The sequence below is a fragment of the Demequina litorisediminis genome (assembly GCF_030161615.1).
Classification (GTDB): domain Bacteria; phylum Actinomycetota; class Actinomycetes; order Actinomycetales; family Demequinaceae; genus Demequina; species Demequina litorisediminis.
In genome coordinates, this window is record NZ_BSUN01000001.1 from 2,738,102 (window position 1) to 2,751,114 (window position 13,013).

Genomic DNA, 13,013 nt, shown 5'->3' on the forward strand with positions numbered 1-13,013 from the left:
GGAGGTCAGCATGGGTTCTCAGCAGCACTCGCGACACGGCGGCTTCAGCGCGTCCCAGGCGGGCGACGCCATGTGGGAGGCGATGGAACAACTGCGCAGCCAGTTCGACAAGCGTGTGGGCACGCGCATGGGCAGGGAGACGTCCGCGCCGCCGTCCTCGCGCTTCTTCACGAAGAGCCGATGCACGGCTACCAGATCATCCGCGAGATCACCGAGCGCACGGACGGCCGCTGGAAGCCCTCCGCCGGGTCGGTGTACCCCACGCTTCGCCTGCTCGCCGACGAAGGCGTCGTGACCGCCGAGGCTCTCCGCCGACCGCAAGACCTACGCGTTGACGGACGAGGGCCGCGACGAGGCCGAGGCGGCCGCGGCATCGGCCCCCTGGGTCGAGACCGAGAGCGACGGCCCCCGCTTTGGCGGCGCACCCAAGGCCGGAGCCGAACTGGCGCAGGCGGTCGCTCAGGTGGTGCGGTCTGGCTCTCAGGACCAGCAGGAGCGCGCCACGGAAATCCTCAACGAGGCCCGACGTAAGATCTACACGATCCTGGCTGAGGACTGACGGGAGGTCCGCGGCCCGGTCGGGATCAAGGAGAGCCGATGCCCGACACCCCCGTGGACCGTGCCCGTTACCGACGCATTCTCCGCTTCGCCGCGTGGCACTTTGCGGTGCAGTGGTGGTACGAGATCGCGCTTCCCGTCATCGGCCTGAGGCGCGTCGCCGAGCGCACGCGGCCCCAGCGCATGCGCACCTTTGCGCAGCGGTTCCGCGGGCTCGCCGTGGACCTCGGCGGGCTCATGATCGCCTGGGACAGTTCATGTCCTCGAGGCTCGACGTGTTGCCGCCCGAGATCACCAAGGAACTCGAGGGACTGCAGGACGAGGTGCCGGCGGTGCCCTTCGAAGCGCTGCGGGCTCAGGCGGAGGCGGAACTCGGCGTGCCGCTGGCGGCTGCCTTCGCGACGCTTGACCCGGTCCCGATCGCGGCCGCGTCGCTCGGTCAGGTGCATCGGGCTCGGTTGCGCGAGGACGACGCCGCTGCCTGCGGCTTCGCGGACGTGGTCGTGAAGGTGCAGCGCCCCGGCATTGGCGCCATCGTCGACGTGGACCTTGCCGCGCTGCGACGCGTGGCGCGATGGCTGATGAAGGTGCGTGGCGTGCGCGCCCGCGTCGACATGCCCGCCCTGATCGAGGAGTTCGCGCACGTCAGCCGCGAGGAGGTCGACTACCTCCACGAGGCCTCCGCGTCTGAGCGGTTTGCCGACGTGTTCGCAGACGATGCTCGCGTCCACGTGCCCCGCGTCGTGTGGGAGCGCACGTCGAGGCGCGTCCTGGTCCTGGAGGACGTGTCCGCCATCAAGATCACGGATCACGCGGCGCTGCGGGACGCGGAGATTGCCCCGGCCGCGGTCGCGCGGGTGTTCGCCGAGGTGATGCTTGACCAGGCTCTTTGTCCACGGCTACTTTCACGCCGACCCGCATCCCGGCAACCTCTTCGTGACGCCCGATGCCTCCGTGGAGCAGGGCTGGCGTCTCACCATCGTCGACTTCGGGATGATGGGAGAGGTCCCCGCAAACCTCCGCACCGCCCTGCGTGCGCTGGTGATCGCCGTGGCCTCCCGTGATGGAGCCGGGCTGGTCAAGGCCATGAGCACGGCAGGCGTGCTCCTTCCCTCGGCCGACACCAAGGAACTGGAGAAGGCGCTGACGGCGCTGTTCGGACGGTTCGGAGGCATGGGCTTCGCGGAACTCAAGGAGGTTGATCCGCGCGAATTCCGTGCGTTCGCCGCCGAGTTCGGTGACCTGGTGCTGGATCTGCCGTTCCAGATGCCTGAGGACTTCCTCCTGATCATCAGGGCCCTGTCGCTCACCTCCGGCGTCTCGACGGCCCTGGACCCCGCCTACAACGTGTGGGACACCGTGGAGCCCTACGCCCAGCAGGCTGCTGCGCGACGAGACCAGGTCCTTTGCGGCCGATGCGGGCCGCGAGGCCGTGGACATGGTCAAGTTCGCGTGGGGACTGCCGCGGCGCCTCGACGGCATCCTCGCTCAACTCGAATCGGGCGACCTGCCCGTCGCCGCACCGCGACTCGAGAGCATCGTGCAGCGCCTCGAGCGGACTGCGTCACGCCTGGTCAGCGGGTTGATCTTCGCCGCCGTGCTGCTCGCCGGTGCCTTGGTCCACGCGGCCACGCCGGGCCTCGGCACCACCCTGATGGCGCTGTCGGTGATCCCGCTGCTCGTGACCGTCTTCGGTGGGCGCGGCGGCCGGTAGCCGGCACCGGACGCGTCGGGACGCCAGGCGCCTGTTCGCCGCGCGCCGTAGCGTGAAGGCATGTTCACGCTGATGTCCATTCATCATCCGCACCCGGAGCACCGCGACGCGCTCATCGACTCGATGCATCGCTACGGTGCGGCGCTTCAGGGCCACGAGGGCCTCCTCAGCGTGCACACCCTGGCCGATGCCCGGTCCGAGCGGCTCGTCGGCCTCGCCATCTTTACGGATCGCGAAGCGTTCGAACGGCTCGCCCCGCTGGCTCGTGCTGCGGTTGCTGAGGATCCGTTCGATCAGTGGGAGAGCCGCGAGACCGACGGCTTCGCGCTGACGGAGATCTGAGCCGTCTGCACGGACGACGACTGCCACCACGACGACGACGGCCGCCCTGGCGGGGTGCCGGGGCGGCCGTCGTGCTGCGTCGCAAACTTACTTGTGGCGCGGCTTGCGGAAGGGCTTCCCGCCAGCGGCGTCGTCGCGGTACGAACGGCCGCCACCGGAGCGCGGCTTGTCGTAGCGGTCCCCGCCGGAGCGCGGGCCACGGTCACGTGAGGGACGGTCGTCGCGGCCGCCCTCGCGGCGCTTGAACGAGCCGGGACCACGGTCGAGCCGCGCTCGATCAACTGACCGGAAATGCGCGTGCGCTCGAGGGCGCGCAGCGCGTCCTGAGGCAAGTCGGCCGGCAGGCTCCACAAGGGAGAAGTCCGGCTTGATGGTGATCCGGCCGAACGCGGAACGGTCGAGGCCGCCCTCGTTGGCGATCGCACCAACGATCTGGCGGGGCTCGACGTGCTGACGCTTTCCCACCGAGATGCGGTACGTGACGCGGTCGCCAGAGGTGCGCGGCCCGCGATCGGGGCGGCCGCCATCGCGGTCTCCGTCGCGCTCACGGCGCTTGCGGTCCTGGAAGCCCACCGAGCCGCGGTCCTCCGCCGGGTCGAGCAACAGGGGAGTCTCGCCCTGGCTGACCACGGCGAGCGCGGCGGCAACATCGGCCTCCGGGACGTCGTGGTGCTCCACGTAGTGGGCGATGATGTCGCGGAACCGGTCGATGCGGTCGCGCTGCTCGAGCGCGGCCGTGATGGACGCGTCGAAACGCGTCAGGCGCGTCGCGTTGACGTCCTCGGCGCTCGGCAGCGGCATCGGCGTGATGGGCTGCTTGGTCGACTTCTCGATCGAGGACAGACGCCCTCGCTCGCGGGGCGTCACAAAAGCGATCGCGTCACCCGTGCGGCCGGCACGGCCCGTGCGACCCACGCGGTGGACGTACGACTCGTTGTCGATGGGGAGGTCGTAGTTCACGACGTGGCTGATGCGCTCCACGTCGAGACCACGCGCGGCCACATCCGTGGCGACCACGATGTCCAGGCTTGCCGTCCTTGAGCCTGCTGGATGGTCTTCTCGCGCTGAGCCTGCACCACGTCGCCGTTAATCGCCGCGGCGGCGTAGCCGCGAGCGCGCAGGCGCTCCGCGACCGTCTCGGTCTCGTTCTTGGTGCGGGTGAAGACGATCATCGCGTCGAAGTTCTCGACCTCGAGGATGCGCGTCAGGGCGTCCATCTTCTGCTGGTACGCGACCACCAGGTAGCGCTGCGTGATCGATGCCGAGGTCGCCGTCTTGCGCTTGACCGTGATCTCCTGCGGGTCACGCAGGTACTTCTGGGACAGGCGGCGAATCTGTGCCGGCATGGTGGCGGAGAACAGCGCCACCTGCTTGTCCTCGGGGGTCGAGGCGAGGATGGTCTCCACGTCCTCGGCGAAGCCCATCTTCAGCATCTCGTCGGCCTCGTCGAGCACGAGGTACTCGAGTTCGGACAGGTCGAGCGTGCCCTTGTCGAGGTGGTCCATGATGCGGCCGGGCGTGCCGACCACAATGTCCACGCCGCGACGCAGCGCGGAAAGCTGGACGCCGTAGCCCTGGCCGCCGTACACGGGCAGGATGTGGACGCCGGTGCGGTGGTTCGCGTACTGCTCGAACGATTCACACACCTGCAGCGCCAACTCGCGGGTCGGTGCCAGCACGAGGGCCTGGGGCTTCTTCCTGCCGGGCGTGAGGCGGTCAAGGATGGGCAGGGCGAACGCGGCGGTCTTGCCGGTTCCGGTCTGCGCCAGGCCGATCACGTCGGATCCCGCGAGAAGCGGGGGAATGGTGGCGGCCTGGATCGCGGAGGGGGTTTCGTAACCCATCGCCTTGATCGCCCTCAGGACGGAGTCACCCAGTCCGAGGTCGGCGAACGTGGGTCCCTGATCGGGCGCGAGGTCGTCGGCCGGTGCTGGTGTGTCAATCGTCATGGGATAAGGGTAGGTGCTAGACGCGTGTGGAGCGGCGGACCTGGCCGCAGAGATGCCATCCGTCACTCGGCGGCATCCGCGGTCGCGGCCTCGTCGTCGCCGCCGAGCGCGTCGACGATGTCTGCCAGCACGTCCTCTGCGGGCTCCAGGAAGTCCGGCGCCTCGGGGGCCTCGAAGGTGCCGACCTCGGTGGCGACGTACTCCAAATGCCACCATTCGGGCTTCGAACCGCCGCTGCGCGCCCAGGTGGGATGGACCCAGCCGTACCGCGCACCGTTCTCCGTGAGCCAGGTGGCCGAGGCGTAGTCGAGGTCCACCGCCATGCCCCACCCGTGGTTCGAGGTGCCTGGGGTAGCCGCGAGGCTTCCTTGATGGCGCGCGTGCGTACCTGCGAGGCGTACGACCGATACGAGTCCGTCAGCGTCAGGTGGTCGCCGGTTTCCGCGTAGTAGTCGGCGTCTGCGGCCTCGAGCGCGGCGGCGGCATCGCACTGCAGGGAGTGTCCCGCGGCGAAGTCGACCTCACACAGGCTGTCGCTCGAGACGTTGCCGTTGGAGCCACTGACGCCCGTGGGCTGTCCTTCCCAGCCTTCCTGGCGCGCAGCGACGGCGGCCTCGTTGGCCTCGGCGAACGCGGCCTCGGCCTCATCGATCTCATCTTCGTACGCGGCGAGCGTCTCGGCGTTCTCCGCGTCGCGGCGTTCGTTCTCGGCGGTGAGCCACTGGGTGTGCGACTCCTGGGCGGCGACGACGGCGTCGAGCAACGCGGTGCGCACCTCAGCAAGGGAGGCGACGCGGGCCTGTGCCGTGGTGCTGTCATCGACCTGGAGCGCGACCGCGGCGCTGGCGCGCAGGTTGGCCCGTGCGGACGCGATCGCGCTCAGGGTGGACTCGTCCTCCACCATGCCGGTCACCGCCTCGATCACGTCGGCCGTCGCGTCAAGATCCGCCGTCGCCGCCACTACGAGCGAGTCGTAGTCGGACGTGGCCGCGGCAAGCAGCGCTGACTCGGCGGCATCGGCGAGCCGTTGAGACTCGTCGTCGACGCTTGCCGTCGCGGCCTCGAGGTCGGCCGTGGCGCGCTCCAGCGCGGCGGTGGCATCGCGTGCGCTGTCGGCGTCGGCAAAGTCCGCCGCGTCAAGGTCGAGGACGTCGGCCACTGTGGTGGCGCCGTGTGTTGCTGTCGCGACGTCGCCCTCGGCGGCACCGCTGGTGTCGCCCTCGGTGGAAGCCGTCTCGCCGGAATCGCTCACCACACCGGCATCGCCGGCAGCCTCCTCGGACTCCGGCGTCGGCGAGGTAGTCGAGGCGTCGGTGCCCTCCGTGGTGTCGTCCGCATCCTCGGACGTCGCCTCACCCTCGGCATCCGCGGTGTCCGATGCCGTCACGGGTGCGATGACAGCATCGGGCTCCAGCGAGGTCCCCGCAGCCTCCGCGGCGGTCTCCTCGGCTTCGGCCGCGGCGCGTTCGGCCGTGTCGGTGACGGCCTCGAGCGTCTCACTGGCCTCGACGACGTTCTCGGCGTCGGAGACCTCGGCAGCCTGATCGGCCACCGCATCGGCCTCGGACAGGACGGAGCGCAGGCGGCTACGCCGCTCCTCGAACTCCTTGGCGGCCGCTTTGGCCTCGCTGATGGCGACGTGTTTGTCCACGGCGTTCGCGGTGTGGGCGCCAAAGACGCCCGTACCGAAACAGACGACGGCGATGGTGGTGATGAATGCCCGGTGAGGGCGGGGGAAATGACGCATGGTGGGGTGGGGGTTGGGGAGGTGTCATCCGCGTGCGACGAGGCGCTACGGGTGAAGGCGGAGCCTGCGTCGCCCGGAATCGACGGCGCATGCGGCTCTGCCGGTACAGCCAGGCTAGGAGCGGTCCCAGGCGCAAACGCGGGACGGGCGTCCCACGCCAGGCGTGAGGACGATCACACTGGCCGACGGTGGCGGAGCAGCGCACATCACGTCGATGACCCCCAGATAACGCACGACACGGCCAGAAGGTTTCGAGATGGTAACAATCGGGCCTAAGGTGTCCCGCATGCCAGTCGCCTTTGCCCGCTGTCGTGTGCCTGCGATGTACCTCTCGCTCGTGGTGCTCCTCGCGGGGATCGTCCTGACCGCCGCCGGATGGTGGGGTGCCCCCACCGATGCGCTCGGGCGCCTGGGCATTGTGGCGGGTCTCGCCCTGTTTGTGCTGTCCTTCGTCGTCACCGTTGCCTCGCCTCGGGCGCGCGTCGAGCCCGCCGTCCTGACCTCACCCGTGCTGGGCGAGTGGATGGCCGCGCACTCGCCCGCCTCTCGCGTCCCCAGCCAGGGAACGCACGCCTGGGGTCAGACCTACGCCATCGATCTGGTGTACGCGCCCACCGGCGTGGACCGCCCCCGGTTCGCCGACGGCTCCGGCTCGTTCCTGGGACCGGGGCGCTTTCCCGGCTTCGGGCAACCCGTCCTCGCGCCTGCGGCTGGCATCGTGGTCCACGTGACCGATGGCGCCAAGGATCACCGTTCCCGCTCCTCGCGTCGTGCCATCGCCTGCATGTTCCTCGAAGGTGCCGCGCGGGAGATCTGGGGTCCGCGCGCGGTGTTTGGCAACCACGTGGTGATCCGCCTGAGCGACGGCACGCACGTATTGGTGGCGCACCTCAGGCGCGGGTCGATTCGGGTTGCGGAGGGTCAGAGCGTCGAGGCCGGCGTCGTGATGGCCGCGTGCGGCAACTCGGGCCATTCGACGGAGCCGCACGTCCACATGCAGCGACAGGACCTCGCCTCGCCGTACGTGGCACTGGGCCTGCCATGGACCCTCGAAGGCGCGCCGATGCCCGCCTCGGGCGAGTTCCTCGCACGCGTCTCAGCGCGCTAGGTGTCGCGAGCATCGTCGCGTGTGACACGCTGACAGCGTGAACACCGATCCCCAGGTGCCTCCCACTGGTCCCGGGCGACCGTTCGACGACGCCGTCACCAGCCGCAGCACCCGTGCGCCGCGGCTTCCGCGCCTGCGCGACCCGGGCGACGCGTGGGTCGAGGGGCCCGACGGCACCCGCTACTGGGGACGGTTCGGGGCCGCCGGGTTGCTGGTGATCGACCCCGAGCGCGGCGTCCTCCTGCAGCATCGGGCATCGTGGAGCCACCACGGCGACACGTGGGGCGTGCCTGGTGGTGCACTCCACGAGGGTGAGGCGCCCGTGGTGGGCGCGTGCCGCGAGGCTGCAGAGGAGGCGGGCGTACCCGCCGAGGCGCTCGTGCCGCTCGTATCCGTGGTCGCCGACAGGGGCGTGTGGCACTACACGACCATCGTCGCCGCGGCGCGCGAGGCATTCGAGGCTCGCGCCATGGACGCGGAGTCGCACGAACTGCGGTGGGTGCCAGTCGCGCAGGTGGAGCACCTTCCGCTCCATCCCGGATTCGGCTCGGCCTGGCCCGTGCTCGTGGAGACGCTGGGGTGGCGTCCCGTCCACGTGGTGGTGGATGTGGCAAACCTGATGGGCTCCGTCCCCGATGGCTGGTGGCGGGACCGTCGCGGCAGTGCCGCCCGGTGGCTGGACAGGCTGGCGCGGTGGGACCCTCGCTCCGTTCAGCACGAGGGCACGCCGCAGGATCCGCCGGTGGACCACCCGGCGGTTTCAGGCGACCACGGGCTCGCGGTCGAGGTGCTCACGCACGTCACGGCCGTGGTCGAGGGTGCCGCACGAGGCGCTCGTGCGTCCGCGGCGGCTCCGCACCTGACCGTGGTCGATGCTCGCGAAAGCGGCGACGACGCGATCGTGACCATCGTGCGAAGGCTCGAGTCCAGCGCGTCCGTCATCGTGGTGACGGCCGACCGTGAACTGCGGGAGCGGGTCGCCGAGGCGGGCGGCGACGTGCGCGGTGTGACGTGGCTGAGAGATTCCCTGCCTGAGTGACCTATGGCGCCAGCGCGTCACGGAGGAAGGCGGCGACGTCGTCCATCTCCGCCGGCTCGATGCCGTGTGCGAGTCCCTGGTACTCCCTGCGGGTGAGCCGCGTGTGCTCGGTGAGCCACGTGTCGGTGCGCGCGACTGCGGCGTCCCAGATCACCTGGTCGCGCAGCCCTCGACCCCAGAAGACTCGGGGTCGGAGCTCGGCGAGCGAGGCATCGGCCGTTGCCCCCGCCTCCGTCACGAATCCGGCGAGCACCACGGTCGCGGCGACCCGAGCGGGGCGCGATCGCAGCATCTCGAGCGCCATCATGCCGCCCTGCGAGAAACCCAGCGGCACCACCTGGCGTGCCGCCCCAACCTTGGCGTCCAGGTACTCCCAGATCGCGGCGACCGACGCCTCTGCGCCCTCGCCCGTGGGTTCATCGGGCAAGGAGATCGGATACCACTCGAAGCCGCCGAATCCCGTCGTGCCGGGAGCCCTCAGCGAGACCCAGGGCATGCCCGCGGGCAGCCACGGCGCGAGCCCGGCGAGATCATGCTCGTGAGAGCCGTAGCCGTGAAGCATCACCACCAGCGGGGCGTCGTCTGCGGTTGATGGCGGGCCCCACACGGCCTCGGTGATCGTCATGGCGCCAGTATGCCGGGCGTGCTTGACTGGTCTGGGCGGCGGACGTCCCGCCGCCGAAGTCCCCACGGAGGTACAGCATGGCAATCCACAGCAAGGCATCGACGGTGTGGAAGGGCGGTCTCGCCGACGGGTCCGGCACTACTGCACTCGCGTCCGGCGTGGCCACTGTCGGGGTCAACTGGAAGGCACGCTCGGAGGGTTCCGAGACCACTACGACGCCCGAGGAACTCCTCGCGGCCGCCCACGCCTCGTGCTACGCCATGGCGCTGTCCCACGCGCTCGGCGAGAACGGTACCCCGCCCACCGAGATCTCGGTCGAGGCGGAGGTGACGTTCGTTCCCGGCGAGGAGTGACGCAGTCCGTGCTGACCGTGTCGGCCTCCGTCGAGGGCATCGACCAGGTGGCGTTCGGCGAGATCGCCGAGGACGCCAAGGCCAACTGCCCGGTCTCGAAGGCGCTTGCCGGCGTGCAGATCGCCCTGGGTAGCGCGACCCTGCTGGACTGACGCGTCAACCCGATGCCGGTGTTGCCCCGAGCGGGCGCACCGGCATCGGCGTCTAGATCGCGCAGTGGGTGAAGGCGCCCCCGACGAGTGTGGCCGCCACCGGCATTGCCAACAGGTCGTCCGTGGAGCACGTCAGCGGATCCGTGTCGAGCGCAATGACGTCGGCTGGCTCGCCCACGCGCAGCGTGCGGCCATCGGTGGAGGCCGCGAGCGCGTGGGCACGGGTCAAGGCCTGCTCGGGGTGCCAGGGTGCGCGGTCATCGCCACTGCGGTGCTCGGCCGCCGCGATGGCGCGCCACGGATTCAGCGGAGACACGGGTGCATCGGACCCAAGAACGATGTCCGCCCCTGCGTCACGCAGCGCACCGAACGGGAAGGCGCGGTGGGTGCGACCCGGCCAGATTCGCTCGCTCGCGTCCCTGTCGTCCCACAGATGCTCGGGCTGAACTGACGCCACCACCCCAAGGCTCGCCGAAGCGGCCGATGTCCGCGTCGCTCACGAGCCTGGGCGTGTTCAATCGTCCCGCGTGCACCGGTGGCCGCGAACGCGTCGAGGGCGTGGGTGACCGCGGCATCGCCGATGGCGTGAACGGCCACGTCGTAGCCCGTCGCCACGGCGCGCTGCAGCAGCGCAGTGGTCTGCTCGGGGGAGTAGGTGAGGACTCCGTGACTGCCGGACGCGTAGGGGTCATGGCAGAACGCGGTCCTCGTGTTGAGGGAACCGTCCGTGATGATCTTGAGCGCGCCCACGGTAAGGAGCCCTCCCGTGTCGGGGATGACGTCGCCGCCCGTGAGCCCCATGCCTAGGCGTTCGTCGAATTCGTCGGGGTAAAAGCCGGAGCGCACGCGGAAGGCTCTCAGGCCCTGCGACATCCGGCGCGTCCAGCCGTGGAGGTTGCGCGCCATCTCCAGGTCGACGATGCCGACGATGCCGCGCGCGGCCGCCTCCGCGGCTGCCTCGGAGATGGCGACATCCTCGTCGCCTGGCGCCTCCTGGTCCAGGCGCATCTGCAGGCTCGAACGCGTCGCGCTCGCGCAACACTCCCGCGTGGGGCAGCCCAAAGCGGTCCCGTGCCGCAGAGTTCACCCACACCGCGTGGAGGTCGCCGGAAAGCAGCACCACGGCGCGCGTGGGTGCGACCTGGTCGAGCACCTCGGCCGTGGGCGAGTCGTCCCACAACGCATCCCTGTAGCCGTTCCCGATGAGTGGTGCAGGCACGTCGAGCTCCGCCTGGAGACGGGCTCCCACGATGTGGGCGGCCATCGCCGCACTGGTGGCTCCGGACAGATCGAGCCGTCTCCTCACGATGGCCCACTGCGTGAAATGCACATGGTGATCCCACAGCCCCGGCATGACCCAGCGGCCCTCGAGCGAGACGCGCTCGGCGTGCGAGTCCGCGGTGGTGGGATCGGCGAGCAGTCCGTCGCGGATCAGAAGCCGAGTGGTGGTGGCGGATCCGGGGAGCCGCGCATCGGTCAGCAAGAGGTCGGTCACGCGTCTGCAGCCTTTCTGCGTGCGGGTGTCGCGTCAGGATAGGGCCGATGCTCCCCACGGCTAGGGGAGCGCGCCGCTAGCATCGCGGCATGCGAGTCGTGCCGCCCGTGGTCCCCATTGCCGCCGCCGGGTCGGCGCTCAAGGAGGCGGCAATCGGCGCTCGCATGCTGTGGCGTGGCGTGATGACCTGGAAGGCGGCTCCTCGCACGATGGCGTGGGGGCTGGTGCCGGCCGGCATCGCGGCGATCATGCTTGGAGCCGTGGTGGTGGCGGCGTTGGCGTCGGCGGTGCCCGCGGGCGAGTGGGTGGCCGACCGCGCCTTCGCGGACGGCTCCTTCCCTCAAGGGCTGCTGCGCGCGGTGGTCGCGGTCGGGCTCGTGGGTGCCGCGGCGCTCGTGTCGATCTACACGTTCACCGCGTTGGCGCTCCTGGTGGGCCAACCGTTCTTTGAGCGCATTTCCCGCGAGGCTCGACGCGAACGATCCGACGCTTGATGAGGAGGATCCAGAACCGTGGTGGCGGGCGGCGCTGCGGGGCGTGGCCGAGTGGGCGCGGCTGCTGTTGCTCACGGTGCCGCTTGGCCTGGTCGCGTTGGTGCTCGGCTGGGTGCCGCTGGTGGGGGCGGTCGCGGCCTTCGTGGTCTCCGCGACCCTCGGTGGATGGCTGCTGGCCCTCGAACTCACCGCCTACCCGCTGAGTCGTCGCGGCATCGTGACGCTCGCCCAGCGGCGCGCGGCCCTCAGGGGTCACCGGGCCCGCGCGATCGGCTTCGGGGCGGCCGTGTTTGTGACGTTCCTGGTGCCGGGGGCCGTGGTCGCCATGATGCCCGCCGCCGCGGCAGGGGGCACCGCGTTGGTCAGGTCCCTGCCCGCAGATCCTGCGCGCCGCGTCGCAGCGCCTCACGGACCGCGCTGACCGCAGGGTCGGTGCGGGACGACCCGCGAAAGGCGGCGAAGACCGTCCGACGCGCGGGCTCGGCGAGCGAGGTGAGCGCCACACCGACAGGCGCGCTCGCCACCATGAGCCCTGGCATGAGCGCGACAGCGTGACCGGCAGCGATGAGCGCCAGATGGGCCTGCAGATCCGCCGTCTCGAAGCGCACATCCGGCTCGAAGCCCGCGACGCGACAGGCCTGCTCGGCGAAGTGTCGCGAGGCCGCTCCGAGCGGCTCCATGACCCACGGCATCGCGGCTGCGGCGCCGATCTCGCGGACCGGGTTGGCGAGCGCCGAGGCGAGCGCGATCTCATCGCGCACGAGCGTCTCCCTGACCAGTTCGCTGTGATGAGGAGCGCTGTGGTGGGGGTACTCCTCGGCGACCACCAGGTCGTACTGGCGAGCCCAGGTGTCCTCAAGTGCTTGGGCAGGCTCCGCCTGAGTGATCTCGACACGGACCTCAGGCGCATTGCGCGAGAGCAGCGTGAGGGTGCGCGGCACGAGCGCCAAAGCGGCGGACTGAAAGATGGCGAGACGCACTGTGCCGTGGGGGCTTGCGAGGGTCGCGGCGACACCGGCCCTGGCCCGTTCGAGCGCGCCGAGGACGTCCTCGGCTGACCGAGCCAGGGCGGCGCCCGCGGAGGTGAGCACGAGCCGGCGCCCCACGCGCCGCGTCAGGGCAGTGCCCGCCTCCCGCGTCAGCGCGGACAGGTGCTGGGAGACAGCCGACGACGTGTATCCCAGGGCGTCAGCGGTCGCCTGGAGCGTGCCGCGGACGGCGAACTCCCGCAGCGTCCTCAGGTGCGTCACGTCGTACATGCCAACAGTTAAGCATTTGTGAACGTTATTCGTGAGACACCCGCGCTAGTGCTGGAAGGTTGGCCAGCCTCACACTCAGTCGTATGACCCCGGATACCCTCTCTTCGCGCGCCCTTTCGACGGAGGCGGACGCCGCCGTCGCTCAGGTGCACGCGTGGCTCAGCGACGCCGCCACGAC

9 protein-coding genes and 6 pseudogenes are annotated in these 13,013 nt (G+C 70.4%); 8 read left to right on the plus strand and 7 right to left on the minus strand.

Annotation, left to right across the window (positions count from 1 at the left end; genetic code table 11):
• Positions 1 to 10: 10 nt before the first annotated feature.
• The 3 genes and pseudogenes from QQK48_RS16700 to QQK48_RS16710 all read left to right on the plus strand — a co-directional run bounded on the left by QQK48_RS16700 (position 11) and on the right by QQK48_RS16710 (position 2,614).
• Positions 11 to 559: pseudogene (locus tag QQK48_RS16700) on the plus strand (PadR family transcriptional regulator).
• Positions 560 to 597: 38 nt separating this feature from the next.
• Positions 598 to 2,272 (plus strand): annotated as a pseudogene (locus QQK48_RS16705) (ABC1 kinase family protein).
• Between the two features lie 72 nt (positions 2,273 to 2,344).
• Positions 2,345 to 2,614 (plus strand): hypothetical protein, encoded by a 270-nt coding sequence (locus tag QQK48_RS16710; RefSeq protein ID WP_284329178.1) that lies wholly within the window; start codon positions 2,345 to 2,347, stop codon positions 2,612 to 2,614.
• A gap of 87 nt (positions 2,615 to 2,701) precedes the next feature.
• Here the strand turns inward: QQK48_RS16710 and QQK48_RS16715 are convergent.
• Together QQK48_RS16715 and QQK48_RS16720 are read right to left on the minus strand one after the other, a co-directional pair.
• Positions 2,702 to 4,563: pseudogene (locus QQK48_RS16715) on the minus strand (DEAD/DEAH box helicase).
• Positions 4,564 to 4,579: 16 nt separating this feature from the next.
• Positions 4,580 to 6,310, minus strand: a complete 1,731-nt coding sequence (locus QQK48_RS16720; RefSeq protein WP_284329179.1) for a hypothetical protein — start codon at positions 6,308 to 6,310, stop codon at positions 4,580 to 4,582.
• 286 nt (positions 6,311 to 6,596) lie between these two features.
• On the opposite strand from QQK48_RS16720, the gene QQK48_RS16725 reads away from it, so the two are divergent.
• Together QQK48_RS16725 and QQK48_RS16730 are read left to right on the plus strand one after the other, a co-directional pair.
• Entirely contained in the window at positions 6,597 to 7,418 is an 822-nt protein-coding gene (locus QQK48_RS16725; RefSeq protein ID WP_284329180.1) for a M23 family metallopeptidase, read from the plus strand.
• A gap of 37 nt (positions 7,419 to 7,455) precedes the next feature.
• Positions 7,456 to 8,457: an NUDIX domain-containing protein gene (locus QQK48_RS16730; protein ID WP_284329181.1), complete on the plus strand. Its 1,002-nt coding sequence runs from the start codon at positions 7,456 to 7,458 to the stop codon at positions 8,455 to 8,457.
• A 1-nt stretch (position 8,458) separates the two neighbouring features.
• On the opposite strand, the gene QQK48_RS16735 is transcribed toward QQK48_RS16730, so the two are convergent.
• A complete protein-coding gene (locus QQK48_RS16735; protein ID WP_284329182.1) occupies positions 8,459 to 9,082 on the minus strand; it encodes an alpha/beta hydrolase in 624 nt (207 codons plus the stop codon).
• Between the two features lie 77 nt (positions 9,083 to 9,159).
• On the opposite strand from QQK48_RS16735, the pseudogene QQK48_RS16740 reads away from it, so the two are divergent.
• A pseudogene (locus tag QQK48_RS16740) lies at positions 9,160 to 9,587 on the plus strand (OsmC family peroxiredoxin).
• Positions 9,588 to 9,639: 52 nt separating this feature from the next.
• Here the strand turns inward: QQK48_RS16740 and QQK48_RS16745 are convergent.
• From QQK48_RS16745 to QQK48_RS16755, 3 genes and pseudogenes are all read right to left on the minus strand, one after another.
• On the minus strand, positions 9,640 to 10,047 hold the full coding sequence (locus QQK48_RS16745; RefSeq protein ID WP_348523714.1) for an amidohydrolase family protein: 408 nt from the start codon (positions 10,045 to 10,047) through the stop codon (positions 9,640 to 9,642).
• A 101-nt stretch (positions 10,048 to 10,148) separates the two neighbouring features.
• A pseudogene (locus QQK48_RS16750) lies at positions 10,149 to 10,595 on the minus strand (amidohydrolase family protein); the annotation flags it as partial.
• A gap of 58 nt (positions 10,596 to 10,653) precedes the next feature.
• Positions 10,654 to 11,082: pseudogene (locus tag QQK48_RS16755) on the minus strand (amidohydrolase family protein); the annotation flags it as partial.
• An 89-nt stretch (positions 11,083 to 11,171) separates the two neighbouring features.
• Between QQK48_RS16755 and QQK48_RS16760 the strand changes: the two are divergent.
• Together QQK48_RS16760 and QQK48_RS16765 are read left to right on the plus strand one after the other, a co-directional pair.
• The gene (locus tag QQK48_RS16760) at positions 11,172 to 11,576 is read left to right on the plus strand and encodes an EI24 domain-containing protein (RefSeq protein ID WP_284329184.1); all 405 of its coding nucleotides are present in this window, start codon (positions 11,172 to 11,174) and stop codon (positions 11,574 to 11,576) included.
• Complete coding sequence (locus QQK48_RS16765) at positions 11,530 to 11,997, plus strand: EI24 domain-containing protein (RefSeq protein ID WP_284329185.1); 468 nt, start codon at positions 11,530 to 11,532, stop codon at positions 11,995 to 11,997. The genes QQK48_RS16760 and QQK48_RS16765 overlap by 47 nt, the downstream gene beginning before the upstream one ends.
• On the opposite strand, the gene QQK48_RS16770 is transcribed toward QQK48_RS16765, so the two are convergent.
• Positions 11,939 to 12,835 carry a LysR family transcriptional regulator gene (locus QQK48_RS16770; RefSeq protein WP_284329186.1) on the minus strand — a complete coding sequence of 299 codons (897 nt, stop codon included), beginning with the start codon at positions 12,833 to 12,835 and terminating at the stop codon, positions 11,939 to 11,941. The two genes, QQK48_RS16765 and QQK48_RS16770, sit on opposite strands and share 59 nt — an antisense overlap.
• Positions 12,836 to 13,013: the final 178 nt, after the last annotated feature.

Bases quoted from the DNA above. Each gene is read 5' to 3' on its own strand.
- QQK48_RS16735 (WP_284329182.1), bottom strand. From the start codon at position 9,082: ATGACGATCACCGAGGCCGTGTGGGGCCCGCCATCAACCGCAGACGAC.
- QQK48_RS16770 (WP_284329186.1), bottom strand. From the start codon at position 12,835: ATGTACGACGTGACGCACCTGAGGACGCTGCGGGAGTTCGCCGTCCGC.
- QQK48_RS16760 (WP_284329184.1), top strand. From the start codon at position 11,172: ATGCGAGTCGTGCCGCCCGTGGTCCCCATTGCCGCCGCCGGGTCGGCG.
- QQK48_RS16720 (WP_284329179.1), bottom strand. From the start codon at position 6,310: ATGCGTCATTTCCCCCGCCCTCACCGGGCATTCATCACCACCATCGCC.
- QQK48_RS16710 (WP_284329178.1), top strand. From the start codon at position 2,345: ATGTCCATTCATCATCCGCACCCGGAGCACCGCGACGCGCTCATCGAC.
- QQK48_RS16725 (WP_284329180.1), top strand. From the start codon at position 6,597: ATGCCAGTCGCCTTTGCCCGCTGTCGTGTGCCTGCGATGTACCTCTCG.